Genomic DNA, 24,706 nt, shown 5'->3' with positions numbered 1-24,706 from the left:
GCACGTTTGATGTTTCTGTTCAATGAATGACACCATTGCAGACTGTGCCGGATATCGCACAAATTCCGAAGGAGTGGTATTCTTATAATAAATAAAAACCGGGGAGTGAGTTGAATGTTCCAATACCAGTCATTATTCAGAAGGAATGCAGAAGGGCAGGCGGGGAAGATCATCGGCCTGACGATACTTGCAGGTATCATGATGGCAGTTTCATTTTTTGCCGTCATGCTGATCACCCTGCTGCCGTTGATTGCGATAGGGGAAGGCACATGGGCAATACTGTATGCGATCATCATTTTCTTTTTATTATTCCTGTTCAGCGTCTTCGTCATCTATCCTCTCGGCATCGGCATCATCAAGTTTTTCACATCGGCATATCAGAGGACGCCTTACGGGTTTTCCGATCTGTTCTTCGTCTTTAGGGGGGGCAGGTATGGCAAGGCCATCAAACTCACCATCCTTGTGATCGTCGCCTACCTGGTCATAAATTTCGCCATCAGCATGCTGATGCAGCTTGTGCTGACAGCGATCAACCTGCCGTTTTCCGCTGCGCTCGGCGGCATGTCCTATGAGGGCCTTGAAGCATCCGCTGCAATGGTCACGGGACAGATCGGCCTTGTCATATTGATGGTCACCCTCAATCTGCTGGTGGTCTTCCTGATGTACATACCATTCATACTCCTGATGATCTATATGGTCCTTTTGTATCTGGTCTATGTGGACCAGCCGCACATCCCGACTTTCGATAAATTTTCGATAGCATTCAAAGTCATGTTCCAGGCGGGCCAGAGCCTGGTTAAGCTGTTCTTCAGCAACGTCCTTTTGATGATCGGTGTGACCGTGCTTTACATCATCGGCATCATCGCGGCAGCACTGCTCGGAAGCCTTGTGCTCGGTGCAACGGACAGCGGCATATTATTCGCACTGATCCTGATCGCCGCCGGCCTGGTAATCCTTGGCGTATACATTTATGTGATGTACATGATGCTCGGTTCGGTCGTTGCGTTTTATTTCGAAGGGCGCAATGAGCTGGATTCGAGGGCGGCAGAAGCCGCAGTCTACAGCAGTGAAGTCCCGGCGCATGACGGCCGCATCGGTGATGAACTCAAGCCGTTGGATGAAAGATAATACGAACTGAAAAAGCCCGGGAGCCCCGGGCTTTTTTAGGTAGCCAGCACTTTCGCCTTCAGACTTCCCCGGGATCGGCAGCTTCTTTAATCCTCCGTGCAATCAACTGCCAGGCCTCCAGGGCTTTTTCTTTTGGGCCGAAATGCGTAAAGGCATGGGAACAGTCAGCGAAAAGGACATTTTGGACGCTGACGCCGGCAGATTTCAATTTTTCGACATACCTCTGCGCTTCCGGCCTGAATGCGTCATGCTCAGCAATGAGGATGAGGGCAGGGGCCAATTGGTCATTCACATCCGCATATACCGGGGAAGCAAGGGGATTCCGGGCCATTTCCTTTTCGGGCACATAACATGCATTCAGAAAATGTGCAGCCTGCGGGAATTTCGCGCGCAGTTTACTTGGCTCGGGTTTTTTGGCATATGATGTGGCGAAATCCAGCATCGGATAAGCCAATGCCTGCAGGAGCGGCTGCTTCTCCATCTTATTTTGAAGATGGAGGCAGAATGCAGCGGCAATGTTGCCTCCTGAACTCTGACCGCCCACCATCACTTTTTCAGGATCGATGTTCAAGTCATCCGCGTGCTCCTTCATCCACCGGAACACATCATAGCTCTGTTCAATCGCTTTCGGAAAAGGGTATTCAGGTGCCTTCACATAATCAATGTTGAGGACCACACATCCCGTCTGATTGGCGAGATACCGGCAATACGGGTCATCCATTTCCTTATCATTCATTATGAAGGCACCGCCATGGAAATTGATGTATATGGGGTATTTTTCTTTTTCTGTTTCCAATGGATAATAAAATGATATGTCGGTAGGTCCGACGGATGTGTCAACGATGATATCTTTTTTGGTTTTCACAGGCTGATGATCGACCATTGGATTCTTTACTGCCTTATTGGGAAATAGCCTCAGTAATTTTGCAATGATGATTTTTGGCATGACGGCTGGCCTCGCTTTCAGTTTTTTTATTATGCAGAAGTGGAAGGCCTGGCAAATAAACACCGACTATTTGACGTTGATCTTCCGGCCCTTCCAATTCACCGAACGCAGTACATATACCCGGAAGAGGGAGTATATAAATATGCCTGCAAAAAATGTGAACAGGATGGGATGGAATATAAAAATAAATCTTTTGAAATCACCGCATCTGCGGGCGAATGCCATCGTCTGAAGTGCATAGAGGAGATAAAGCAGGCCGCTGAGCATGATCATCACGATATCCATTGAGAGGATGGAGGAAATAAATGCCCCGGTGCTTATGAAGCTGCCCGAAATCCAGATGATGGTCATCAGCATGACTGCAGGGTGTGTCGCTTTGGAGCCGAGCGCAAAGCTTTTGCACCAGCCGTCCACAAGGCTCCCCAGCCCTTCAGGATACATGCGGAAAGAAATGACGCCCCTGCCTCCAAGGCAGTGAACGGGCAGATCCTTTTCGAGATAGGCCTGCCCGAGCGCGAGATCATCCATGATCGCCTCCTGTATCCCCTTATGCCCGCCTGTCGAGAAGTAATCCTCCCTGTCGGAGAGAATGCAGGGGCCGAAAGAGCCGGCAGGCTCAAACCGCTTCCCCCGGATGGTGAACACGTTCATTCCCACAATGACAATCACATTGAAGATGGCTGAAAGGTTCTCGTACAATTTTTCAAGGGTGTGGAAGGGCTGCAGTGACAAGATGCCTCGAGCCCCTTTCCGCTGATACTGCGCCAGCAGATGAATTAGACTGTCAGGATCGGAAAAGCGTGTATCGGCATCGAGAAAAAGCAGCCACGCTCCTTTTGAATGCTGCACGCCGTGCCAGCATGCTGATGATTTCCCTGCACCGGCTTCTTTCGATTCATTGTGCAGCACCGTCGCACCAAAAGATGCTGCAACGTTGACGGTGTCATCCGTAGAATGGTCATCGACGACCAGGACTTCGAACAGTCTGTATTTTTGTTTCTGCAGGGATTCGAGCAGGGGAGAAATCCTTTCCGCTTCATTCCTTGCAGGGATGATTATGGATAAAAAGGGGTATCGGCCATTTTCATCCCGGCCTGAAGGCAGGGGCAGGGAGTGGAACATGAGCGTACCGACAATTATTGCGAGAAGCCCCAGTATAAGGTTGATCATCATAAGATACTCCTCCTTTCAATGCGTTCAGTGACCATCTGCGCTCTTCATCATTCCGGAGTGCCCTTGTCGTCCTGGATGAGTGACTCGGCGGCAATGCCTGCCGACAGCAGCACGATCGGCACCCCTGCGCCCGGGTGTGTGCTGCTGCCTGTGAAATACAGGTTGGCACAGTCCGGAGATTTGCTTTGCGGCCGGTTGTGGATGCTTTGGGCAAGGGTCGGCTGCAGCCCGAAGGCAGCCCCGTTGTATGCATTGAACCTGGATTCGAAATCGACCGGTGTAAAGGTGCTTTCTGTAACGATTTCCTGCTCGATATTTTCAAACCCGCGCATCTTTTTTAAAGTTTCAAGGATGTATGTACGGTAGTATTGGACCATATCATCATTCCACTCATAGTCTGCTGTACCGAGGTCGGATACGGGTAGCAGTATATACAGCCCGTCCTTTCCTTCCGGCGCGAGCGACGGATCGAGCTTCGATGCGATATAGACGTAAAAGGAAGCATGCTCCAATTTCTTTCCTTCAAAGATGTCATGCATGTTCTTCTCAAGAGATTCATTGAAAATGAAATTATGGACATGTTCGACGTCTTCATATTTACGGTCCATCCCCAAGTAGAGAAGGAGGGCGGAACAGGAATATTTCATGCCTTCAATCTTCCTGTCGGTGAACTTACCCTTAGCCGCAGACCGCTTCACCAGGTGCTTCATCGCATATGGGAAATCCGCGTTGCATACTACAAAATCGGCATCGATCTTCTTATCGTCAACCTTTATGCCGGTCGCCCTCCCGTCTTCGATGGAGATTTCCCGGGCCGGGCTCCCGTAAAAAATTTCCCCGCCAAGCTCCTTGAAAAGCCGCTCCATCGCTGTTGCCATGGTGTACATCCCGCCTTTGATGAACCAGATTCCGTATAAAAACTGGATCATCGGGATCATCGAATAGAAAGAAGGGCCGCTGAACGGGGAGATGCCTATGTATAATGTCTGGAAACCCATGATCTGCTTCAGGCGCTCGCTTTTTATATACCGTCCAATGAAATTATCGGCTGTCCCCACCAGTCTCACTCCCGGTGCCTCCCTGAGCATCGAAAGATTGTAAAAGTCCCGTCTTTTGTTGAATGGCCGCCTCAGGATGTTGTCCCGTGCAAAGTTGTACCCTTTATAAATGTCATGCAGATATTGAAGGAACCCCTCGGTGTCCCCGGGACTGATGGCTTCGATCATCCTGGTCAGTTCAGTCAGGTCGGAGGAGATGTCGAGGGGATCATCCGGTGTATCGCTGAAGTACACCCGGTACATGGGATCCAATTTCTCCATTGGAATGTAGTCATCGGGATCACGTCCGCAAAGCTCGAATATTTCCCTGTATAATTCAGGCATCATGACAATGCTCGGCCCGAGGTCGAATTGATACCCGTCTTTCTCAAGACGGTTCATCTTCCCGCCCGGGGTGGCGTCCTTTTCGTGGATTTCCACCTGATAGCCGGCGTGCTGCAGCCTGATTGCACTTGCAAGCCCCGCGGCACCCGCCCCGATGACGATCACTTTCTTTGTCATGCTCATAACCCCGTTCCTTAAACTTATTCAATCATGTTTCAAATGTCTGCCGGTCCTTTTTAAAATTAAATCCTTCCGGATCACGACAACATCTTCTTGATGCGCCCGCGGTTATACCGCTGTGTGATGATGAAGGGCAGGTTGAAAGCGAGCGCATAGACGATCATCAGCCATCCTGCCAGGGGTGGATTCCATAAAAAGAACAGCGGGGCCGGCAGTATCGAAAGCCAGTGCGTCAGCTCGGCCCGCTCCGTCTCCATGGCAAATGTCTCGATATCCTCCCTGTTCGTGCCGTGCAGTGCTTTCTTCTGATACCCTCTTTTGAACAGGGAGGCCCCGTCGATCAGTCTGCCTTTCCATGACTTCACCCGGAACAGCTGATCCCAGAGCGCCCCTGATTTTTCCCATGAATAGATGCGGGACCAGAAAGCATTGTTCTGAAAGGCGCCAGGAGGGAGCTTCAGACAGAGGACTGAAATGGCCATATGGAAAAAGAACCACGCACCTATGTCTATGACGATCGTCCAAAAGAGGGGGAATGAAATCACCTGCATGGTCTGGCCTCCTAACAACTCATTTTTTCGGGTACTGCCCTTAAATGTGTAAACTTGAAACAGAGCTGGGCATCAATTGTCCCCTGAATCCCTTGCGACGATCTGGTCGCATACATGCTGGCCGCTCAACGTGACCATCGGCATTCCGCCACCGGGGTTCACCGTGCCCCCGACAAAATAAAGGTTCTCATAGAGTTCACTCTGTTTCCGATGCTTGAACCCTTTATTCTTCCTGCGGTCCGACAGGGTGCCATAGATTGCACCGCGGTCGGAGCCGTAGACCCGCTGGATGTCCTCGGGGGTCCATACATCTTTTGTGACGATGTTCTGCCGGAGATTTGTGAGGCCCATGCGCTCAAGCTTGACCAGTGTCAGTTCTGCAAACCGCTCATAGTCTTCAGCTGTAAAAGGCTCGTCCTGGATGTATGGGATGTGGGGGAGCACTTTCAGATTCTCGTGCCCCGGCGGCGCCTGGTCCGGGTCCGTCTTATTGGGATTCACAAGGTAGATGACCGGATCATCGGGCAGTTCATGCTTATGGAATATGTTATTCATCTGCTTTTTCATATCTTCTGCGAAGAAGAAATTATGATGGGCAAGCTGCGGATAGCTCTTCTTCACGCCCAGATGCATGACAAGGCCGGAGCTCGCAGGCTCGAATTTCCTCTTCAGTTTCCGGACATAGTCTTCATTTCCCCCGATCAGCTTCTCGTAAGCCGGAATGACTTCCATATTGGAAATGTAATAGTCTGCGCTTAGAACTGTCCCGTCATCGAGGACGGCGCCGTCTATCCTGCCTTCTGTGTCCCGGAGCCTTTTGATCTGCTTCCCGGTATGGATCTTCACACCGGATTCCCCGGCGAGCTTTACGAGGCCTTTGGCCAGTCTGTCCATCCCGCCCGGTACATACCATACGCCCTGGTCATGCTGCATGTAGATCATCATGTTCAGTACAGCCGGTGCATCATAGGGGGAGGAGCCGACATACTTGATGAAGTATGAAAGCATATCACTCAATTGCTTATTGCTGATCCGCTTATCGATCGCCTGATGCACGGTGGAAAAAAGATCGAAGCCCCTCAACGTGCTGAGCAGTCCCTGATACTTCAAAATATCCTTTTCATCATCGACACCTTTGAAGTAGCTGTTCTCGGTCGTGTCATACAGTTTTTTGGAGTAGGCGAGCAGCTTTTGATACTGCCTGATATCTTTCTTACTCAGTGACGGATTCTTTTCCTGCATATCCTTTATATCTTCATGGAGATCGATGACATTGCCATCGGGGAAGAAGGAGCGCCACTGGTGGTCGAGCTTGACGGTCGGGACATAGTCCGCCATCTTCTTCCCGTCCGCCGTAAAGAGCTTTTCAAACACTTTCGGCATCGTCAGGATGGAGGGGCCGAGGTCGAAGCCGAAGCCATCCTGCTCAAGACGGTTCAGCTTCCCGCCCAGATGTTCATTTTTTTCATATAACGATACATCGTATCCCTTTTGGGCCAGGGAAATGGCGGAAGATAACCCGCCGAGCCCGCCTCCGATGACCAGTACGCTTTTTTGTGGCATTCGATACATCTCCTTACGGTATGTTTTAAAATTCAGAAATTTTATTGTACTGATATCATAACAAATAAAAACATCGATTGATATTTTGAACATAAGCCACTCAGCTGCAGACAGCTGCTGCATTTGGAAACCTGCGCTTCAATTTGATGTTTTATTGAGTATAAACACTTTCAAATGCCGTGGCCGAGGAGTAATATGATTGTATTGCATTATAAATTGAACCGGGGGAGGAATCATGTTTTGAGCGAGAGTACAAAAGGGGTCCTTTTTGCTTTGGGGGCTTATCTTGTCTGGGGCTTCATGCCGATCTACTGGAAGCAGATCGAGGCGGTCTCTTCATATGAAATCATTGCGCACAGGGTGTTGTGGGCATTCGTTTTCATGCTGCTGCTGATCATCGTCATCGGCAGATGGTTTTATTTCAAGGAAGACCTGAAATTCATATTCAGCAATAAAAAGAAAGTGATCGCCCTGTTTTTTGCCTCGATGGCCATCACTTCGAACTGGCTGGTATACATAATTGCCGTGAACTCGGGCAATATACTCGATGCGAGCCTCGGGTATTATATCAATCCGCTCATCAGCATTTTAATCGGATTCATCATACTCGGTGAACGTTTTTCAAAAATCGGCTGGATCGCCATCCTGGTTGTCGCGATCGGTGTCGTCTATATGACTGCAGGGCTCGGTTCGGCTCCATGGATATCATTTTATCTCGCGGTCAGCTTCAGCGTCTACGGGCTGATCAAGAAGATGATCAATCTCGATGCAATCTATGCCATGGCTGTCGAAACATTCGTCCTTGCGCCGTTCGCACTGATCTATATCCTTTACCTGGGCTTTTCGGGAGCGGGGGATTTCGGTCTGAACACTGAAAGCATATGGATGGTCGGCACAGGTCTTGCCACTGTCGTCCCGCTGCTCCTGTTCAGCCTCGGCGTGCAGAAGATACGCCTTTCATTGATCGGGTTCCTCCAGTATTTTGCGCCGACGATCATGCTCATCATCGGCGTCTTCATGTATGATGAAGCCTTCACCCGCGTGCATCAGGTCGCGTATATATTCATCTGGGGCGGCCTGATACTCTACAGCGTCAACAGATACTTTGCGATGAGGAATGAAAACAGGAGGATCGCCCGCAGACGCATTGAAAATTAGCATATCATTAGGGAAAAAATAATGGGCGTGGTATCATTTTATAGAGATCAGGCTTGAGGTGTAAAATATTAATGATGACTAAAAAACATGCTGTAATTACATTATTACTTCTCTCGGTCATGTCCGCCGCCTGTCAGGATGACGGCGGGGAAACGGCGGATGAACAGGCCGGGAGTCCGGATATAGAGAACGAATATAATGAGGAGTCCGGACAGGACTCTGAAGAGGCCGGGGAAGATACTGCCCCGGAAGAAGTGACGGACGGGACGGACGAAGAGACGATCGACCGGATTGTTGAAGAAGCGGGCGGAGTGGACAGCTATGAAGCGGCTGTGGATCTGGCAGGCGCCGTGGACGGTGCCCCTTACACATTGAATGCCGAAGTCGCTTTCAAGGACGGGGACCCGCCGGATTTGCTGCTGAAATCCAACGATGAAGCAAGGACAGTCGCAAAGGATGGCTTGATTTACATCTATACCGGCGAGGGCTGGGTGGAAGCGACAGAGTCCATGAACATTGAGAGTTTATTCCTGGTCACATACGAAAGCACGGTCAGCTCACTTGAAAACCTTTCAGGAAACCTGGAGCAGGAAGAATCGGAAGAATCTTACGTCTTCACTTATGAAGGGACGAACCAGGCGGTCTTCCGGGAATTTGAAGATCTGCTCGGCTTCGGTTTCGGCGCAATGGATACATCGAATGTCCACAGTGACCTGAGGGTCTCTGTCGATAAAGAGGATTATCTGCTGCAGTCCATCGACTATGAAGCATCCGGAGAAGATGAGCAGGGCGAATACTCGTTATCCGGTGATGTGGCATTCACGAACTTCAATGATGTCGACACGATAGAATTACCTGAGGGCATTGAAAATTAACGGAAAAAACCGGACGGATCAGCATTTGATCCGTCCGGTTTCTTTGTATGTGTTAATTGATCGGCTGCGAATACAGTTCCAGGAAGTCCCTGTCTTTCTCAAGCTCCGGCGGCAGCGACAATGATTCGCCGAGCGCCTCGAGCGGCTCATCCACAGTGAAGCCCGGCCCCTCGGTCGCAATTTCGACGGTGATGTTCCCGACGGATTTGATATAGACCGCTTTGAAATAAAAGCGGTCCACTATCCCTGAATTCCGCCATTTTTCGGCATTGACGGTTTCGAGGACTTCTTCGAGCGCCGCTTCATCAGCCACACGGAGGGCGAAGTGATGTACACTGCCGTACCCTTCCTTTTCTATGGGGGAACTCCGGTCCTCGGCCACAAATATCGAATCCTGTCCAAACTTCACTTCGACGGATCCGGATTCGTCCGACCATCCGCTTTCCGCCTCCCCGCCGAGCATCTCCAGGAATAAAACCATCGGCTTCAAGTACTGGACGGTCACTTCAACCCCTTTGATCCCGGTGATCGCATATTCCCGGGGTATCCCGCCGCCGGCGAACGGCTCGGATACATCATAATCCTCATCGACGATCAGCGCAAGCCGCTGTCCTTCAAGGTCTGAGAAGTTCATGTAAGGCCGGCCGGCCCGCTCGGTGATGCCGCCGGTATGGGCGCCTTTTTCCTGCAGCCGCCCTTTGAAATACTCGAGTGCCTCCAAAGAGGGCACCCTGAAGACGGTCCTTGAGATGGAATTTGTGCCGGGTTGGAACTTTGATGAGCGGCTGATTTCAAAGAATGTGATGTCCGTCCCGGGAGTGCCCTTATAGTCGGCGTAAAACAAGTGGTACATCCCGGTATCATCCTGGTTCACGGTCTTTTTGACGAGCCTCATGCCGAGCACCTGGGTGTAGAAGTCATGGTTGTCCAGGACTTCTTTTGTGATCGCAGAGACATGATGTATTCCTTTGACTGGCACGGATATCTCTCCTTAACGTAAAGTATGTTACATTTATTATATAGTATGAATGAAGAGAACTCTAACTTAAGAGGGTGTGGACGATGGAGCATCTGTTTATAAAAGGGAAGAATGAAAGTCCGTATACGATCATCCTGTTTCACGGCACAGGCGGCCGCGAGACCGATCTTCTGGATGTGGCGGCGACGGTGGATGCCAATGCCAATGTTTTAAGCTTCCGGGGAAACGTAGAAGAGAACGGCCGGACGAGATTTTTCAAAAGGCTCAGCCCGACAGAAGTCGATGAAGGGAGTCTTGAAGAGGAGGGCAGGCGGCTGCATGATGAACTGCTCGCCTGTAAGGAGAAATATGGGTTCGAACTCCAAAAATCAATTTTCATCGGTTACTCGAACGGCGCCAACATGGCGGCGCACCTGCTGCTGAATTACAATCTTTATGTGCTCGGCGCGATACTGCTGCACAGCGGTTACAGAAGTGAGCAGATCAGCAAGGTGGATCTGACCCGGACGGACGTCCTGCTTACGGCGGGGGCAAGGGACATGGTGACCACGGCAGGGGAGGCCTATCAATTGAAGAAAGAACTCGAACTTAAAGGCGCCGTCGCCGAAGTGAAGCTGACCGACGGCGGGCATGAAATCGTGCCGGATGAACTGATGGAAGGACACGTATGGTTCTTGGGCCTGAAACGAAAAATCGAAGATGAATTTGAAAATATGCAGGAGTAGAGATAAAAGGGGGGAAAGGCATATGCAGGTCGTCGACCAGTCGGGCCAAAGAGCGGTGCTCGCAATGCAGGTCATCTTCATGACATTTTTGAAGCTGGTGACATTCGGAAGATCGGAGAACATCAACCGGCAGCTTGAGAAGATGAAAGAGGAATATAAGGAAATATCACAGGAAGACAGGCTGTAAATTAAAAAACAGGCGCACTGCGCCTGTTTTTTACGTCAAGTATGTCTTCTCCAGATATTTTGCAAGCCCGTCCTCATCACAGCTGAACTCGGTGATGTCGTCCGCGGCACTGATCACCGACTCCACACTGTTCTGCATCGCAGTGTTTTTGCCGGCGACTTCGAATAAGGGCAGGTCATTCATCGAATCGCCGATGGCATGCACGTCCTCTGTGGAGATGCCGTATTCTTTGACCAGAGTTTCAAGCCCCGTGCCCTTGTCCCGGCCTGCGAGCATGATTTCCGAGTTATGCCTGCTCGTCTTGTACAATGCAAAACCGAGCCGGTCCTTTTCGGCATCCAGGTAGTCGAACCAAGCGTCAATCTTTTCAACATGTTTCGAGATGAAGAAAATCTTCAAGATTTCATCCATATTGAGTTCATCGACCCACTGTGCCTCATTTTCCAGTGCCTGCAGCAGCAGGGTGTGCTCATAATCCAAAAGACCCTCAGGTTTCGGGCCGCCGATATCGCGCGCGCTGTACTCATAATCGGCTTTCAAAGTTTTCGAGCTGCTCTCTGCGGTGTATGTCTCATAGTAGATTTCCCGGTCCCGTGCTGCCTTGAGCACTTCCTCGACGACCGGGCGTTCGAAATGATAGCTTGCGATTCTTTCATAACCGTCCCCTTCACGGTTGTATATGCTCATCCCGCTCGCGGCGACGAAGCCCGAGAGCGGCACTTCATCAGGCGTGACCCTTAAAATTTCCCCCTTCGTCCTGCCGGTCGCAAAAAAGACCAGGATGCCTTTCTCATGCACTTTCCTTAAAGCTTCGATGAGTCTCGGGGTGAACTCCCCGCGGTTGTCCAAGATGGTGCCGTCCATATCCAAAGCGATCGCCTTCATAAATATATCTCCTAATCAGAATGATGGTTGAATTAATATCTTAAATAGACTATACCAAATATGATAAAATGTTTGTTAATTAAAACAATTGGGGTGAGTGGATGAATTGAACATTTACAGAAAGTCATTTATGGACGGACTGACGATCGGACTCGGATATCTGCCTGTTGCGGTGGCGTTCGGCATCACAGCCAAACCGCTTTTGAGCGCATTTGAAACATTCCTTATGAGCTTCATGGTCTTCGGGGGAGCGAGCCAGTTCCTGGCACTCCAGATGCTCTCGGCCTCCAGCAGCGCAGCTGCGATCATCATCGCCGTATTCGTCCTGAATTCCAGGCACTTCGTCATGTCCTTTAAAATCAACTACGACCTGAAGCGGGAGCCGCTGCTTAAGAAACTGCTGATTTCCTCATATGTCACCGATGAATCGTTCGCAGTCTCCGCCAGTGTCGAGGACGAACGGAAGGATTTCGCGAACTACTTCATCATCTTCATCACTGCATACATATTCTGGGTGGCTTTCTCCGTCGTCGGCTACATGGCCGGGGAGATCATGAGCGAGGAATGGGTGGCGGCAAGCGGCATCGCTTTATATGCACTCTTCATCGCCCTGCTCGTCCCTGCAATCCGTACGCATCATAAATATCTGATCGTCGCCGTGCTCGGCATGGTGCTGCATTTCGTATTCACGGCGATGCATTTCATACCGTCCGGGATAGCGATCATCCTCGCGATGGTGCTTGCGGCACTGTTCGGGCTGATCCTGGAAAAGAGGGGTGATAAAATATGATCCTGCTCATTCTGGCTTTATTTGCAGCGACGATCATCACGAGGATACTGCCGGCGTTCTTTGTCGGGGGCCTGAATTTCCCGCACTGGCTCGTCACGCTCCTGAATTACATCCCCTATGCAGCGCTCGGGGTGTTGATCTTCCCGGGGCTTCTGACTGCAGTGGAGACGCCCCTTCAGGGAATCCTCGGCGGCCTTTTCGCCATGGTGCTCGCAATACTCAGGGTGCCGCTCTTCTTCGTCGTCTTCGGAGCGATCATCTTTGTATACTTCTTAATATAAAACAGTGAGGAAATGACAATCATGACGGAATTTTTATTCATATTCAACAATGTGATGCTGCCCATCGCGATCATCGTCCTGATCGGTTATGTGGTGCAGCTGAGGTTCAAGCTCGACCGTGTGACACTCGCAAAATTGATGATCAACTATATCATGCCGGTGTTCATCTTCATGAACATCTTCGATGCGGATATCGACTTTGCGCTGCTGGTCTATGTTTTATTATTTTTGATACTGTATGCCGGCCTGACTTTCGTCATTACATATCTCGCCGGCAGGGCGATGGGGCTGGATTACGGTCACCAGATACTGTTCACGAACTCCAACCTGTTTTACAATGCCGGCAATTACGGGGTCCCCGTCAATGATCTGGTCTTCAGGAGCGACCCTTATGCGATGAGCATCCAGATCATGATGGTGTTCTTCCAGAACATGTTCGCCTACTCATACGGTGTCGTGTCGCTCAGGTCGGCGGATTCGGGCAAGTTGAAGGCACTGCTCGGGTATTTTAAAATGCCGATATTCTACGGGCTGATACTCGGATTGATATTCAACTTCTTCGATATCGGCATACCCGGTGCATTGTACACGGCGTTCGACTACGTCAGGGATGCGATGATCGGCACCGTCCTGTTCATACTCGGCGCCCAGATTGCAGGGATCTCCTTCAGGCGCATCAGGGTGAGCTCGATCATCGCCAGTGCGATGCGGCTCGTTGCAGGCCCGCTTCTGACGATACTGCTCCTCCTTTTGTTCAGACTGGACGGCGTCGTGGCCCAGGCGGTCCTGATCACTACAGCGATGCCTGCAGCGGTGAACAGTTCCATCATTGCCCAGCAGTACAGCGATGATCCTGAATACGCGGCGGAAATCGTGATGTTCAGTACATTATTCAGCGTCATCACCGTGCCGATGGTGATCTATATCGCTTTGAATGTATTTTAAGATTTTGTAATATGATAAAATGGAACTATTAAAAGTTTGCGGAGGTGGATCTTTCATGGCAAATGCTGAAAAGCAGTTACAGGCATATAACATGAATGACTTGAAAAGATTGGCGAAGACGATCTCGGTCAAAAGTTATTCTACTTTTAAAAAAGATGATTTGATAAAAGAGATCACAGCTGTCCAAAAGGCGCCGGAAACGGCGGCCTATGCCTATAAATATATCGATGATGCCTCATTCAACTCATGGAAAGAGGCTGCAGAAGCGGAAAAGAATGATGCACTTTATCCGCTGGAGGATATATTCGGCCTGTATATCATGGGTTATGCTTTCGAGGACCCGGAGAAAGAGGATCATTTCTATCTGACGGACACCGTGATCGACCTGTTCAGGGTGGTGGATACAAAAGAGAATGCGGAAGCGCGCCTTGAAGTGCAGAGGAGGCTGAACCTGATCAGGGCGGCACTCCACCTGTACGGCATCGTGAGTTTCGATCAGCTGATCCATCTGTTCAAAAAATATTATGATGAAGATGTGACCCCATCGGAGCTGGTGGGGTTCCTGGAAGGCTCGCCTTATGATATTTCGATTGATGAGGATAATGAGCAGATCGTCATTGATGACATGAACTATGCACAGTATGAAATGGTCAAAAAGCTCCAGGGCGACAGGCCGTATTACGAACCCGAATTCGGTAAGTTCATCAAGTTCAGCGATCCGAACTATATAGACGAATCATCCAACCATAAGAAGCTGAAAGAATGGATTGAAAAGAACATCGATGTGCCGCGTTCGAAGCATCAGGGCATCTATATCTCCCTGCTGCAGCTGATCATGCGCGGGGAGAAGCAGGATGAAATTGTGAAATACCTGATGTCCCTGGATGTCGAATTCAAGAATGTGCAGGAACAGCGCGACTTCTTCGATAACATCGCAGGCATCGTCGAAAATACGCGCCACTTCAAATACCGCGGTCATAAGGAATCTGAACTGAAGACCAGGACGGTCGTCAAAGAAGTGAAAGTCGGACGGAATGACCCGTGCCCTTGCGGCAGCGGCAAAAAATATAAAAAATGCTGTGGAGCGTGACAATATCACCCTGTGTAATGCAGGGTGATTCATTAATTTAAGTTTTCAAAATAATATAAATAAAGGGGATTTTATGAAACATCACAACTATCCGTACCAGAACAGTCGCTACAGTGTATATGCAAAAAACGGCATGGTCGCCACATCACATCCGCTCGCCACTGAAGCGGGCACCGAGATGTTGAAGCAGGGCGGCAACGCGATGGATGCTGCAGTTGCGACCGCTGCAACGCTGACCGTAGTGGAACCGACAAGCAACGGGATCGGAGGGGACGCCTTCATGATTGCCTGGATGAACGGGGAGCTCCACGGTATGAACGCAAGCGGTCATTCATCTGAAAACTTGTCGATGGAGACATTGAAGGCAAACGGATTCGATGAAATGCCTGTATATGGATGGCTGCCTGTGAATGTGCCGGGTGTACCGGCAGCGTGGGCGGACTTGATCGATAAATTCGGCAGGCTCACATTGAAGGAAGTGCTTGCACCGGCTGTACGGGCGGCAAGGGAAGGTTATGTCATCACACCGACGGTCGCAAAGTTCTGGAAGGCCGCATATAAGAAATTTGAAAAAGAAGTGGAAGAATTTCCGGAGATCAAACACTGGTTCGAGGTCTTCGGGGAAGTGGAAGCAGGCGATGTGAAGACACTGCCGGCGCATGCAGATACACTGGAAGAGATCGCGGATACGAATGCAAGATCGTTTTATGAGGGGGACCTTGCGGATAAAATCATCGGATACGCCGGTGAGACCGGCGGCATACTCACCCATGATGACCTGAAATCCTACAGGGTGGAGTATGTCAAACCCATCAGCATCAACTACAAAGGGTATGACATCCATGAGATACCGCCGAACGGACAAGGCATTGCGGCCCTTATGGCGCTCGGCATGCTGAAGGATGATGATTTCGCCGGGAGGGATGGCGATTACTACCATCATCAGATCGAAGCGATGAAGCAGGCATTCAGCGATACAACGGCATTTGTTTCTGATGCAGGACATATGAAAGTCGAATCCCGCAATCTGCTGGATGAAGGCTATTTGAAGGCGCGCCGATCGGAGATCGGGGACCATGCAGAAGAACGGGTGCACGGGGAGCTGCCGAAAGGCGGCACTGTGTACCTTGCAACGGCGGATAAAGACGGTAACATGGTGTCCTATATCCAGAGCAACTACATGGGCTTCGGGTCGGGTGTGGTCGTTCCGGGTACGGGCATCGCGTTGCAGAACAGGGGACACAATTTTTCGATGGATGAAAAACATCCGAATTTCATCGGCGGACGCAAGAAATCGCTTCATACGATCATTCCCGGCTTCATCACGAAAGACGGTGCACCTGTCGGTCCGTTCGGCGTGATGGGTGGATTCATGCAGCCGCAGGGGCATCTGCAGGTGGCGATGAACCTGATTGATTACGGGATGAACCCGCAGAGCGCACTGGATGCACCGAGATGGCAGTTCATGGAAGGCATGCGTGTGGATGTCGAAGACCGGTTCCCGGTGGATATTGCACGTGAGCTCAACAGGAGGGGCCACCAGGTGAACATCAGCCTTGAGCCGAACCATTTCGGCCGGGGGCAGATCATCATCCGACAGGACAACGGGTCTTATGTCGGCGGCACCGAGTCAAGAACCGACGGTTCGATTTCAATCTATTAGAAGAAGTGATCATAAATGCAGTTAAAGATATTTTGGATATTTTTCAAAGTGGGGATGCTCGGCTACGGCGGCGGGCCGGCATCCATACCGCTGATCAAGGCGGAAGTCGTGGACATCCATAAATGGATGACGGATGAGGAATTCCAGGACATGCTCGCAATAGGCAATACACTGCCCGGGCCGATCGCAACAAAACTGGCAGGTTATATCGGTTACATAAAAAGCGGCTGGCTGGGACTCGCCAATGCGGTGCTCGCGACGATCGTCCCAACGATCATCCTGATGATCATCCTCCTGACCCTGTTTGTGGAATTCCAGGAACTCGCCTGGGTGCAGGGGATGAGCCGGGGCGTCCTGCCGGTCGTCGGCGTGATGATGGCGATGCTGACGTATGATTTCCTGAGCAAAGCAAAAGCGAAGACGACATGGCCGTTCCTCATACTCTTCACCATCGCGGCATTGATACTGCTGGTGCCTCTCAACATCCATCCGGCGATCATCATTGCAGCGATCATCATCTTCAGCCTGTTCAGGAAAGAGGGGAGGAAAATATGATATACTTCCAGATATTTCTCGCATTCTTCATCCCCGGCATACTGGGCTACGGCGGCGGGCCTGCCTCCATCCCGCTCGTGGAACAGGAAGTCGTGCAGAACTACGGCTGGATGGACTCGCAGGAGTTTGCCGAAGTGCTGGCGCTCGGCAACGCCCTGCCCGGGCCGATCATCACCAAGATGGCCGGCTACATCGGGTTCATGGTCGGCGGTGTGCCCGGGGCGTTCATTGCAGTGACCGCTGCCGTGCTGCCTTCACTGCTGCTGATGGTGTTCCTCGCCGGGTTATTGTATAAACTGAAAGGCACCAAAAAGTTTGAAACGCTGACGCTGTTCGTCAGGCCGGTTGTGGCCATCCTCCTCGGTGTCATCGCATATGATTTCTTCAGCGGTGCTTTCATCCAGTCGGGTGCTGTCCATACAGTCATTCTAATCATCGCGAGCTTCCTGATGCTCACAAAGTTCAAAGTGCATCCGGCACTGGTGATTTTATTCGGCCTGATTTACGGTGCAATACTGCTTTAGACAAACAATATAAGAGGTGACGATATGGCAAAATCGATTCAGGATACTTACACGCTTTCAAATGGAGTGGAAATTCCCGTGATGGGGCTCGGTGTTTATAAGAATGTCGATGAAGGGGAACTTGCGACGGCGGTCACGAGTGCTTTGGAGTTCGGCTACCGTCATATAGATACGGCAAAAGTCTACAAAAACGAAAAGGGTGTCGGTGAGGCGATTAAAAATTCCGGCGTGCCGAGGGAAGATATATTCGTCACGACAAAAGTTTGGAACACCGACCAGGGCTATGAAAAAACATTGAAAGCCTTTGATAAGAGCCTTGAAGCACTTGATATGGATTACATCGATCTATATCTGATTCACTGGCCGATGCCTGGGACATATGTGGACACGTGGAAGGCCCTCGAAAAATTATACAAAGACGGGAAAGTGCGTGCCATCGGTGTGAGCAATTTCAACCCGCATCATCTTCAGGATATTTTCGATGAATGCGAAATCAAGCCGATGCTGAACCAGGTCGAATATCATCCGCATCTGGCGCAGCCTGAACTGAAAAAATTCTGTGAGTCACATGGAATACTGCTTGAAGCATGGTCGCCGCTTAAGCGCGGGCGCATGTTCGATGAACCGCTGATCGTCCGGCTGGCGGAAAAATATGGCAAGACACCGGCCCAGATCATTTTGAGGTGGGACGTCGAGACGGGTGTCTCGACCATCCCGAAATCGGTGAGCCGCGACAGGGTGAGGGAGAACGGGGATATATTTGACTTTGAACTCACTCCTGAAGAAGTAAGTGAGATCACGGCACTGGACCGGCATGAACGCGTCGGGAAAGACCCCGACAAAGTGACGCTTGAAACATTTGGAGACTAAATTGAAGGAAGCCGGGATATGAGTCCCGGCTTCTTTTTTTGGTTCCACCTTCAAGTCCCCGGGGTCGCAGACCTTCTCCTGATATGGATGACCGCCCGGATGATGGCGTAGACGGCAAGGAACCCGATGAGTGTCCCGGCTAAATTGACCGTGATGTACAATCCTTCCCCCATCTCGTGGAAAAACGGCCGGTTGTTGATGAAGAAGTAGTTGCCGCCGACGACCGGGTTCAGGAAGTATACGAAAAAGAAGTAGGCGATGAATATGAGATAAGCCTGGAAAACGCCTTTCAGGCTCGGTACAAATCCGGCGGCATAATGCATCGCGAAAGGGAAGAGCACATTCGCAGCATGAAGTATGAAAAAGGCCCATCCGGCCATGTGCCATACAGGATGGATGCCGATCGGGTATATGAAAGCTGCATAAGCAAACAGACCTATATAAAAGATGGCCTGGTTCAAAAAATCCTTTCGGACGAAGTACTGTATGATGATCAGCCAGATGACCACCCGGCATATTTGAAACGGCAGTGAATAGGCAAGTGAATAGTCGTCGTTGATAAGATACCAGGTGTTGATCAGGATTCTTTGCCCTATCGAGATGATCAGAAAAACAAACAGGACTTTCTGCGCGTTTCCTGAAATTCTGGATCTCATCCTGTATATCACGTAAAAACAAAGTGTCAATAAAACGAGGTATGCAAAATAACTGACGTCGCCCGGTTCCACAAAAGGTTCGGCAGGATTTATCACTCTGTCCATAAAGACCCCCTCCATGCCAAAATATAGTAACTTAAGCATAAACGACATGTGGGTAGTTTTACAACATCGGAAACGGGGTTCCCTGCAATCATCCCGGGGGGAAGGGCGTCTGACAATGCAGCAAACACTTAAATTGTAATAAATTATTCACATGATAAAATTGAGACAATAGTATAATAGTATGGAGGCACACGCTATGGATTACATTATCAGGAAACCTGAGCTTGAAGATGCACAGCAGATCATCGAACATAAGGAAATCGTGACGGAAAAGTATCCGGATACACTTGCCACTCCCATTGAGGATAAGGGAATTTCCCTGGAAAAGCAGGAGAACAACATCACTTCCCTGAAAGAGGAAGACCTGGGCCTTGTGGTGGAAGTGGATGGACGCATAGTCGGTATACTGAATTTAAGGCAGCTCGACCGTAAAAAGTTTGAACATGTCTGCCAGTTCGGTGTCAGCCTCCAGCCCGAATTTGCCGGCCACGGCATCGGCACCGAGCTGATCAACCGGGCGATCAGGCATGCAGAGGAAAGTCCGGTCCTTGAGAAGATTGTACTGGATGTGTTCGCGAATAACGAAGGGGCGATCAGGTTCTATGAGAGGCTCGGCTTCGTGCAGGAAGGCAGGCAGGTGGATCAGGTGAAGCTGAAGGACGGCTATACCGATCTGATCCAGATGGCCAAGTTCGTAAGGTAGGTATTATCTGCATCCGGGCTGTGACAGTGTGTAGATGAAGTAAAAAGATTTGAGGATGTGTTGTATGAGACCTGTTTTATTGATCGGCGGGGGAGTGCTGCTTGGATTCCTTCTTATTTTCATCGGGATAGGATTCTTCCCCGACAGTTTTGCATTCAATTTTGCCGCAAGCGTCATATTGATCATTTCTTTGATCACTTTATTCGGATGGCTGATCTTCAACATCATCAGATCATCCGGAAGGCGCAACGATGAAAACAATTGAAACGAAAAAGGTATCCATCTTAAGTGATGGATACCTTTTTTTATACTTGTACAGCTTCTTCTTTTTCGAGAGTTTTCATATATTCTTTTAAGCGGTTGGGAATCATGACGACTTCATTCTTCAGATTTTTTGGGCGATATGCCTTGTCGATGCATTTGTTCCAGTACTCGATATGCTTCCGGTCGACACATTCGGCTGCCTGAGAGTTCGTTTCGCCGTCATCGGCCTGAATTGAATACCAGTAGAGATACTCACGATCACCGATCGTATCACGCATGATCGTCTCAACAAACATTTTTTCACCGTCCAGTGAAAGCAGTGCATCCTGCATGTTCTGATTCAGGAAATCCATCCATTCATCCACTAATTCGCTTTTACCCCGTTTAATACGGAACTTCGTCAACTCCACCTGCATTTTCAAGCCTCCCTTTTCCAATTCACTTTCACCATCATACATCATTTAAAAGCATTGTCAATTCCCTTTTCAATATTTCATTGTTATATTTAATATGTAAAATTATTTTAAAAATTAAAAGTCAGGAAAGGTGATCGGATGACCTCTTGGAAAGCGCTTAACACACGCGCCCAGGCAAATACGAAAAGGATGCAGGAAATGTCCCCTGAAACGATGAGGGAATATAAAAAATTGCAGAATTCCGCATATGCGGCAGGTGCGCTTGATAAAAAGACGAAAGAAATTGTCGCTCTCACATATGCGATTGCGGATAAGTGTGAAGGCTGCATCGGCAACCACATCAACAAGCTGGTGGCGCTCGGCGCCTCGCGGCAGGAAATTGCCGATGTGGCCGAAGTCGCGATCGTCATGGGCGGCGGTCCGGGAATGGTATACGGCGGCAAAGCGTTGGAAGCATTTGATGAAGCTGTTGGAGAAGAAAATTAGAAAAAGTGCATTTATTGGAATACTTAATCATTAAATGATGGGATAATAGTTTTATAAACGGCGTATTAGGATATTTGATTAATATATAATTTAAAGGAGTGTTTTGACTTGGCTGAGAAAAATATTTACGGTAACACCCCGCCGATGCTCGGTGCGAAAAACCTGACTGATGCAAGTGAATACGATACGGATGTGCTCTTCTACGGCGTGCCGTGGGAAGCTTCGAGTACATGGGGGGACTATACGGGTGTGGAACTCGGGCCGAAGCAGATCCGCCTGTCTTCTGCGAGATACAGCACTTACCTCCCCGAACTCGATCACATCAACGTTGAAGATCATTTGACATTCGGGGATGTGGGCGATGTCACCATCAACCCGCATAACGTCCCGGACACTGTCGGCAACATTGAGGATTTTGCCGACAACCTTTGGAGCAGCGGTAAATTCCTGGTCGGGCTGGGCGGGGACCACAGCGTCACCTACCCGATCCTTAAATCATTGACGAAGACGGGGAAGAAAGTGGGCATCATCCACCTGGATTCCCATTATGACAACAACGAGGAATTCGAAGGGGATAAGTATGCGCGCAGTACACCGTTCAAGCGCCTCTATGAAACGGAGGGCATCAGGAACGAAAGCATGATCCATACAGGCATCAAAGGCCCGCGCAACAAGCCTGAAAACGGCAGGGCGGCTAAAGAGGCCGGCGCGGTGACACTCACAATCAATGACATACGTGCGCAGAGTGATCTGAAGGCATATGCGAACGAGATCTATGATATGGCGTCAAAGGATGTGGACGTCGTCTACCTGACGATCTGCAGCGACGTACTCGATTTCGCCTTCAACCCGGGCGGTCCGGTCGACGGCAACGGATTGAATTCCTATGAACTGCTCACGATGATATATGAATTCGGCAAACGCGGTCTTTGCGGCATGGACTACGTCGAGGTGTATCCGATGCAGGATGCGAACCAGAATTCCGCACATTTCGTATCCACTGCGATACTCTATGTCCTCGCCGGTCACGTACAGGGAGGTCACCATGATAAATAGGAGGTGATCTCCTATTTATTTTTCTAAAAAAGAGAGGTATTAGCATGGCTAAATCAACAATCATGGATAAACTGAAATCCATCGGCCCGGCCGCAATCATCACGGCGTCATTCATCGGCCCGGGCACCGTCACCACCGCGACACGGGCCGGTGCAGGATTCGGCTTCGCACTGCTTTGGACGATCCTTTTTGCGATTATTGCGACCATCATACTTCAGGAGATGGTGGCAAGGATCGGCATTGTCACAAAGCAGGGGCTCGGGGAGAACATCAGGGAGCTGTTCACCAATAAAATCCTGAAATTCGCCTCTGTGTACATCATCATGATCGCAGTGGCTGTCGGGTGTGCAGCCTATATCAGCGGGGATCTGCTCGGCACCTCACTCGGGGTTTCATACTTATTCAATGTACCGGAAAACATCGTGGCGCCGATACTCGGCACCATCATACTGATAATGGCGCTGACAGGCGGCTATAAGATCATAGAGAAGCTGATGGTGTTCTTCATCGTCATCATGAGCATCACATTCATCACGACGATGTTCGTCGCCGGTCCGAATGTTTTGGAGCTGTTGGAAGGGGCCTTCATACCGGGCATCCCGACCGGATCCACACTCATGGTGATCGCGCTGATCGGGACGACGGTCGTACCCTACAATTTCTTCATACATGCCCAGACTGCAAGTGAAAAATGGCAGGACACGAGCCAGCTGGGTGAAGCAAGGTTCGATACCATCTTATCCATCACCGTCGGCGGGCTCATCACCGCTGCAATAATGATCACCGCAGGCGCGCTGATCCAGGGCACGGAAGTGACGAGCATCGTGGAACTGGCTGCACCGCTTGAACCGCTGATGGGTGAATGGGCACCGATCTTCATCAGTGTCGGGCTGTTCGCCGCGGGATTCTCTTCAGCAACCGCATCCCCGATGGGGGCGGCGGCAACGGTCAGCAGCTTCATGGGCTGGAAGGGCAGTTTCCAGAACAGGAAGTATAAGATGGTCTTCAGCCTGGTGATCATCATCGGCATCATCACTTCAGCACTTGGGTTCGAACCGCTGGAAGTGTTATTGATTGCGCAGGCATTGAACGGCATGATCCTGCCGATCATCGCGATATTCATCATGGTCGTCATCAACAGGAAAGGTCTGATGGGCGAGTTCAAAAACTCGACGGCATTGAACATTGCTGGATGGGCAGTGACGGCCGTCGTGACGTTTTTAGGTGCATACAGCATGATTGATGCACTTATGAGTTTGTTTTAGGAGTGTTTGCAGCACCACGGTCAACCGGGGTATACGCCAGTTGACATAAAACAGGGGGGATAAACATGGGGAATTCATCAATCATCAACAAACTGAAAGAAATCGGTCCGGGGGCGATCATCACCGCTTCGTTCATCGGTCCGGGCACGGTGACCACAGCGACGCGGGCCGGTGCAGGGTTCGGATTCGCATTGCTGTGGGCGGTGCTGTTTGCAATCATCGCAACGATCATACTGCAGGAGATGGTGGCAAGGATCGGGGTCGTGACAAAAGAAGGGCTCGGGGAGAACATCCGGGAGCTGTTCACCAATAAAATACTCAAGTTCGCATCGGTCTACATCATCATGATTGCAGTGGCGATCGGCTGTGCCGCATACATCAGCGGGGACCTGCTCGGCACCTCACTCGGGATATCCTACTTATTCAATGTGCCGGAGAACATCGTCGCACCGATTGTCGGCGTCATAATTCTGATCCTGGCACTTGCGGGCGGCTATAAAGTCGTCGAAAAGCTGATGGTATTCTTCGTCATCCTGATGGGCGTCGTCTTCATCACGACGATGTTCATCGCCGGGCCGGATTTGCCGGCATTATTTGAAGGGGCTTTTATACCGTCCATCCCGAGCGGCTCGATCATACTGGTCATCGCGCTGATCGGTACGACGGTCGTGCCCTATAACTTCTTCATACACGCACAGACTGCAAGTGAAAAATGGGGGGATACATCAAAACTTTCCAGCATGAGATTCGACACCATACTGATGATCACGGCCGGCGGCATCATCACTGCAGCGATATTGATCACTGCAGGCGCACTGATCCAGGGCAGGGAAGTGACGAGTGTGGTCGAACTTGCGGCACCGCTTGAGCCGCTGATGGGCGCATGGGCGCCGATATTCATCAGTGTCGGCCTGTTCTCTGCAGGTTTCTCGTCGGCCATCGCGTCCCCGATGGGGGCGGCTGCGACAGTCAGCAGTTTCATGCGGTGGAAAGGCGGCTTCCAGAATAAGAAGTATAAAATGATATTTGCGATCGTAATCATCATCGGCATCATCACATCGGCCATCGGCTTTGAGCCGCTTGAGGTGCTGCTCATCGCGCAGGCACTGAACGGGATGATCCTGCCGCTCATTGCGATATTCATAATGATTGTGATCAATAAGAAAGGCCTGATGGGCGAGTTCAAAAACTCGACGGCTCTGAATGTCGCAGGCTGGATCATCACCGCGGTCGTGACATTTTTGGGCGTATACAGTTTCATTGATGCAGTGACGAGCTTTTTCCAGTAGAATGGTATGTGACTAT

The 24,706-nt window shown here is 50.2% G+C and carries 28 protein-coding genes; 19 read left to right on the top strand and 9 right to left on the bottom strand.

Going from position 1 to position 24,706, the window contains the following annotated elements:
• Positions 1 to 114 precede the first annotated feature (114 nt).
• The gene (locus tag CRN96_RS08655; RefSeq protein WP_097041217.1) at positions 115 to 1,128 is read left to right on the top strand and encodes a hypothetical protein; all 1,014 of its coding nucleotides are present in this window, start codon (positions 115 to 117) and stop codon (positions 1,126 to 1,128) included.
• A gap of 58 nt (positions 1,129 to 1,186) precedes the next feature.
• On the opposite strand, the gene CRN96_RS08650 is transcribed toward CRN96_RS08655, so the two are convergent.
• The 5 genes from CRN96_RS08650 to CRN96_RS08630 all read right to left on the bottom strand — a co-directional run bounded on the left by CRN96_RS08650 (position 1,187) and on the right by CRN96_RS08630 (position 6,923).
• Positions 1,187 to 2,011 carry an alpha/beta hydrolase gene (locus CRN96_RS08650; protein ID WP_245844596.1) on the bottom strand — a complete coding sequence of 275 codons (825 nt, stop codon included), beginning with the start codon at positions 2,009 to 2,011 and terminating at the stop codon, positions 1,187 to 1,189.
• A 129-nt stretch (positions 2,012 to 2,140) separates the two neighbouring features.
• A complete protein-coding gene (locus CRN96_RS08645; RefSeq protein WP_097041213.1) occupies positions 2,141 to 3,247 on the bottom strand; it encodes a glycosyltransferase family 2 protein in 1,107 nt (368 codons plus the stop codon).
• 47 nt (positions 3,248 to 3,294) lie between these two features.
• On the bottom strand, positions 3,295 to 4,806 hold the full coding sequence (locus CRN96_RS08640) for a phytoene desaturase family protein (protein WP_097041561.1): 1,512 nt from the start codon (positions 4,804 to 4,806) through the stop codon (positions 3,295 to 3,297).
• Positions 4,807 to 4,886: 80 nt separating this feature from the next.
• Positions 4,887 to 5,360 carry a glycosyl-4,4'-diaponeurosporenoate acyltransferase CrtO family protein gene (locus tag CRN96_RS08635; protein ID WP_097041211.1) on the bottom strand — a complete coding sequence of 158 codons (474 nt, stop codon included), beginning with the start codon at positions 5,358 to 5,360 and terminating at the stop codon, positions 4,887 to 4,889.
• A 72-nt stretch (positions 5,361 to 5,432) separates the two neighbouring features.
• Entirely contained in the window at positions 5,433 to 6,923 is a 1,491-nt protein-coding gene (locus CRN96_RS08630) for a phytoene desaturase family protein (RefSeq protein WP_097041209.1), read from the bottom strand.
• Positions 6,924 to 7,163: 240 nt separating this feature from the next.
• Between CRN96_RS08630 and rarD the strand changes: the two genes are divergently transcribed.
• Both rarD and CRN96_RS08620 read left to right on the top strand, forming a co-directional pair.
• The gene (gene rarD / locus CRN96_RS08625; protein WP_097041559.1) at positions 7,164 to 8,081 is read left to right on the top strand and encodes an EamA family transporter RarD; all 918 of its coding nucleotides are present in this window, start codon (positions 7,164 to 7,166) and stop codon (positions 8,079 to 8,081) included.
• Positions 8,082 to 8,155: 74 nt separating this feature from the next.
• Positions 8,156 to 8,956, top strand: coding sequence for a DUF6612 family protein (locus CRN96_RS08620; protein WP_218839925.1), 801 nt, complete (start codon positions 8,156 to 8,158; stop codon positions 8,954 to 8,956).
• Between the two features lie 52 nt (positions 8,957 to 9,008).
• On the opposite strand, the gene CRN96_RS08615 is transcribed toward CRN96_RS08620, so the two are convergent.
• A complete protein-coding gene (locus CRN96_RS08615; protein WP_097041206.1) occupies positions 9,009 to 9,935 on the bottom strand; it encodes a VOC family protein in 927 nt (308 codons plus the stop codon).
• Between the two features lie 83 nt (positions 9,936 to 10,018).
• Here CRN96_RS08615 and CRN96_RS08610 point away from each other — a divergent pair, with 83 nt between their 5' ends.
• Both CRN96_RS08610 and CRN96_RS13275 read left to right on the top strand, forming a co-directional pair.
• The gene (locus CRN96_RS08610; RefSeq protein ID WP_097041204.1) at positions 10,019 to 10,660 is read left to right on the top strand and encodes an alpha/beta hydrolase; all 642 of its coding nucleotides are present in this window, start codon (positions 10,019 to 10,021) and stop codon (positions 10,658 to 10,660) included.
• A 22-nt stretch (positions 10,661 to 10,682) separates the two neighbouring features.
• Positions 10,683 to 10,847, top strand: a complete 165-nt coding sequence (locus tag CRN96_RS13275; RefSeq protein WP_179647161.1) for a hypothetical protein — start codon at positions 10,683 to 10,685, stop codon at positions 10,845 to 10,847.
• Between the two features lie 30 nt (positions 10,848 to 10,877).
• Here CRN96_RS13275 and CRN96_RS08605 read toward each other — a convergent pair whose 3' ends face one another.
• The gene (locus tag CRN96_RS08605) at positions 10,878 to 11,732 is read right to left on the bottom strand and encodes a Cof-type HAD-IIB family hydrolase (protein WP_097041202.1); all 855 of its coding nucleotides are present in this window, start codon (positions 11,730 to 11,732) and stop codon (positions 10,878 to 10,880) included.
• Between the two features lie 106 nt (positions 11,733 to 11,838).
• Here CRN96_RS08605 and CRN96_RS08600 point away from each other — a divergent pair, with 106 nt between their 5' ends.
• The 8 genes from CRN96_RS08600 (at position 11,839) to CRN96_RS08565 (ending at position 18,450) form a co-directional block, all read left to right on the top strand.
• Positions 11,839 to 12,522 (top strand): AzlC family ABC transporter permease, encoded by a 684-nt coding sequence (locus tag CRN96_RS08600; protein WP_179647160.1) that lies wholly within the window; start codon positions 11,839 to 11,841, stop codon positions 12,520 to 12,522.
• Positions 12,519 to 12,803 carry an AzlD domain-containing protein gene (locus CRN96_RS08595; protein WP_097041198.1) on the top strand — a complete coding sequence of 95 codons (285 nt, stop codon included), beginning with the start codon at positions 12,519 to 12,521 and terminating at the stop codon, positions 12,801 to 12,803. Before CRN96_RS08600 ends, CRN96_RS08595 begins: the two co-directional genes overlap by 4 nt.
• A 21-nt stretch (positions 12,804 to 12,824) precedes the next feature.
• A complete protein-coding gene (locus CRN96_RS08590; RefSeq protein WP_097041196.1) occupies positions 12,825 to 13,748 on the top strand; it encodes an AEC family transporter in 924 nt (307 codons plus the stop codon).
• A gap of 55 nt (positions 13,749 to 13,803) precedes the next feature.
• On the top strand, positions 13,804 to 14,838 hold the full coding sequence (locus CRN96_RS08585; protein ID WP_097041194.1) for an SEC-C metal-binding domain-containing protein: 1,035 nt from the start codon (positions 13,804 to 13,806) through the stop codon (positions 14,836 to 14,838).
• A gap of 73 nt (positions 14,839 to 14,911) precedes the next feature.
• Complete coding sequence (locus tag CRN96_RS08580) at positions 14,912 to 16,501, top strand: gamma-glutamyltransferase family protein (protein WP_097041192.1); 1,590 nt, start codon at positions 14,912 to 14,914, stop codon at positions 16,499 to 16,501.
• 15 nt (positions 16,502 to 16,516) lie between these two features.
• Complete coding sequence (locus tag CRN96_RS08575; protein WP_097041190.1) at positions 16,517 to 17,056, top strand: chromate transporter; 540 nt, start codon at positions 16,517 to 16,519, stop codon at positions 17,054 to 17,056.
• Complete coding sequence (locus tag CRN96_RS08570) at positions 17,053 to 17,580, top strand: chromate transporter (protein ID WP_097041188.1); 528 nt, start codon at positions 17,053 to 17,055, stop codon at positions 17,578 to 17,580. The genes CRN96_RS08575 and CRN96_RS08570 overlap by 4 nt, the downstream gene beginning before the upstream one ends.
• 24 nt (positions 17,581 to 17,604) lie before the next feature.
• The gene (locus CRN96_RS08565; RefSeq protein WP_097041186.1) at positions 17,605 to 18,450 is read left to right on the top strand and encodes an aldo/keto reductase; all 846 of its coding nucleotides are present in this window, start codon (positions 17,605 to 17,607) and stop codon (positions 18,448 to 18,450) included.
• A gap of 50 nt (positions 18,451 to 18,500) precedes the next feature.
• Here CRN96_RS08565 and CRN96_RS08560 read toward each other — a convergent pair whose 3' ends face one another.
• On the bottom strand, positions 18,501 to 19,211 hold the full coding sequence (locus CRN96_RS08560; RefSeq protein WP_179647159.1) for a YwaF family protein: 711 nt from the start codon (positions 19,209 to 19,211) through the stop codon (positions 18,501 to 18,503).
• Positions 19,212 to 19,407: 196 nt separating this feature from the next.
• On the opposite strand from CRN96_RS08560, the gene CRN96_RS08555 reads away from it, so the two are divergent.
• Both CRN96_RS08555 and CRN96_RS08550 read left to right on the top strand, forming a co-directional pair.
• A complete protein-coding gene (locus CRN96_RS08555; protein ID WP_179647158.1) occupies positions 19,408 to 19,914 on the top strand; it encodes a GNAT family N-acetyltransferase in 507 nt (168 codons plus the stop codon).
• A gap of 64 nt (positions 19,915 to 19,978) precedes the next feature.
• Positions 19,979 to 20,179: a hypothetical protein gene (locus tag CRN96_RS08550; protein ID WP_097041180.1), complete on the top strand. Its 201-nt coding sequence runs from the start codon at positions 19,979 to 19,981 to the stop codon at positions 20,177 to 20,179.
• Positions 20,180 to 20,219: 40 nt separating this feature from the next.
• Here the strand turns inward: CRN96_RS08550 and CRN96_RS08545 are convergent, their stop codons facing one another.
• Positions 20,220 to 20,594, bottom strand: coding sequence for a DUF6176 family protein (locus tag CRN96_RS08545; RefSeq protein WP_097041177.1), 375 nt, complete (start codon positions 20,592 to 20,594; stop codon positions 20,220 to 20,222).
• 138 nt (positions 20,595 to 20,732) lie between these two features.
• On the opposite strand from CRN96_RS08545, the gene CRN96_RS08540 reads away from it, so the two are divergent.
• The 4 genes from CRN96_RS08540 (at position 20,733) to CRN96_RS08525 (ending at position 24,690) form a co-directional block, all read left to right on the top strand.
• Complete coding sequence (locus tag CRN96_RS08540; protein WP_097041176.1) at positions 20,733 to 21,080, top strand: carboxymuconolactone decarboxylase family protein; 348 nt, start codon at positions 20,733 to 20,735, stop codon at positions 21,078 to 21,080.
• 144 nt (positions 21,081 to 21,224) lie between these two features.
• On the top strand, positions 21,225 to 22,136 hold the full coding sequence (locus tag CRN96_RS08535; protein WP_097041557.1) for an agmatinase family protein: 912 nt from the start codon (positions 21,225 to 21,227) through the stop codon (positions 22,134 to 22,136).
• Positions 22,137 to 22,180: 44 nt separating this feature from the next.
• On the top strand, positions 22,181 to 23,401 hold the full coding sequence (locus CRN96_RS08530; RefSeq protein ID WP_097041174.1) for an Nramp family divalent metal transporter: 1,221 nt from the start codon (positions 22,181 to 22,183) through the stop codon (positions 23,399 to 23,401).
• A 65-nt stretch (positions 23,402 to 23,466) separates the two neighbouring features.
• Entirely contained in the window at positions 23,467 to 24,690 is a 1,224-nt protein-coding gene (locus CRN96_RS08525; protein WP_097041172.1) for an Nramp family divalent metal transporter, read from the top strand.
• Positions 24,691 to 24,706: the final 16 nt, after the last annotated feature.

The organism is Salinicoccus kekensis, assembly GCF_900220995.1.
GTDB classification, from domain to species: Bacteria; Bacillota; Bacilli; order Staphylococcales; family Salinicoccaceae; genus Lacicoccus; species Lacicoccus kekensis.
Note: the sequence above shows the minus strand (reverse complement) of the source record. Positions and strands in the feature narration are given on the sequence as shown.

Excerpts from the sequence above, each read along its gene's own strand:
- CRN96_RS08580 (WP_097041192.1), top strand. The coding sequence starts at position 14,912 with ATGAAACATCACAACTATCCGTACCAGAACAGTCGCTACAGTGTATAT.
- CRN96_RS08560 (WP_179647159.1), bottom strand. The coding sequence starts at position 19,211 with ATGGACAGAGTGATAAATCCTGCCGAACCTTTTGTGGAACCGGGCGAC.
- CRN96_RS08635 (WP_097041211.1), bottom strand. The coding sequence starts at position 5,360 with ATGCAGGTGATTTCATTCCCCCTCTTTTGGACGATCGTCATAGACATA.
- CRN96_RS08575 (WP_097041190.1), top strand. The coding sequence starts at position 16,517 with ATGCAGTTAAAGATATTTTGGATATTTTTCAAAGTGGGGATGCTCGGC.
- CRN96_RS08550 (WP_097041180.1), top strand. The coding sequence starts at position 19,979 with ATGAGACCTGTTTTATTGATCGGCGGGGGAGTGCTGCTTGGATTCCTT.
- CRN96_RS08655 (WP_097041217.1), top strand. The coding sequence starts at position 115 with ATGTTCCAATACCAGTCATTATTCAGAAGGAATGCAGAAGGGCAGGCG.
- CRN96_RS08605 (WP_097041202.1), bottom strand. The coding sequence starts at position 11,732 with ATGAAGGCGATCGCTTTGGATATGGACGGCACCATCTTGGACAACCGC.
- CRN96_RS08620 (WP_218839925.1), top strand. The coding sequence starts at position 8,156 with ATGACTAAAAAACATGCTGTAATTACATTATTACTTCTCTCGGTCATG.
- CRN96_RS13275 (WP_179647161.1), top strand. The coding sequence starts at position 10,683 with ATGCAGGTCGTCGACCAGTCGGGCCAAAGAGCGGTGCTCGCAATGCAG.
- CRN96_RS08645 (WP_097041213.1), bottom strand. The coding sequence starts at position 3,247 with ATGATGATCAACCTTATACTGGGGCTTCTCGCAATAATTGTCGGTACG.
- CRN96_RS08650 (WP_245844596.1), bottom strand. The coding sequence starts at position 2,011 with ATGGTCGATCATCAGCCTGTGAAAACCAAAAAAGATATCATCGTTGAC.
- CRN96_RS08540 (WP_097041176.1), top strand. The coding sequence starts at position 20,733 with ATGACCTCTTGGAAAGCGCTTAACACACGCGCCCAGGCAAATACGAAA.
- CRN96_RS08640 (WP_097041561.1), bottom strand. The coding sequence starts at position 4,806 with ATGACAAAGAAAGTGATCGTCATCGGGGCGGGTGCCGCGGGGCTTGCA.
- CRN96_RS08535 (WP_097041557.1), top strand. The coding sequence starts at position 21,225 with ATGCTCGGTGCGAAAAACCTGACTGATGCAAGTGAATACGATACGGAT.
- CRN96_RS08545 (WP_097041177.1), bottom strand. The coding sequence starts at position 20,594 with ATGCAGGTGGAGTTGACGAAGTTCCGTATTAAACGGGGTAAAAGCGAA.
- CRN96_RS08610 (WP_097041204.1), top strand. The coding sequence starts at position 10,019 with ATGGAGCATCTGTTTATAAAAGGGAAGAATGAAAGTCCGTATACGATC.
- CRN96_RS08595 (WP_097041198.1), top strand. The coding sequence starts at position 12,519 with ATGATCCTGCTCATTCTGGCTTTATTTGCAGCGACGATCATCACGAGG.
- CRN96_RS08555 (WP_179647158.1), top strand. The coding sequence starts at position 19,408 with ATGGATTACATTATCAGGAAACCTGAGCTTGAAGATGCACAGCAGATC.
- CRN96_RS08530 (WP_097041174.1), top strand. The coding sequence starts at position 22,181 with ATGGCTAAATCAACAATCATGGATAAACTGAAATCCATCGGCCCGGCC.
- CRN96_RS08630 (WP_097041209.1), bottom strand. The coding sequence starts at position 6,923 with ATGCCACAAAAAAGCGTACTGGTCATCGGAGGCGGGCTCGGCGGGTTA.
- CRN96_RS08570 (WP_097041188.1), top strand. The coding sequence starts at position 17,053 with ATGATATACTTCCAGATATTTCTCGCATTCTTCATCCCCGGCATACTG.
- CRN96_RS08585 (WP_097041194.1), top strand. The coding sequence starts at position 13,804 with ATGGCAAATGCTGAAAAGCAGTTACAGGCATATAACATGAATGACTTG.
- CRN96_RS08590 (WP_097041196.1), top strand. The coding sequence starts at position 12,825 with ATGACGGAATTTTTATTCATATTCAACAATGTGATGCTGCCCATCGCG.
- CRN96_RS08565 (WP_097041186.1), top strand. The coding sequence starts at position 17,605 with ATGGCAAAATCGATTCAGGATACTTACACGCTTTCAAATGGAGTGGAA.
- CRN96_RS08525 (WP_097041172.1), top strand. The coding sequence starts at position 23,467 with ATGGGGAATTCATCAATCATCAACAAACTGAAAGAAATCGGTCCGGGG.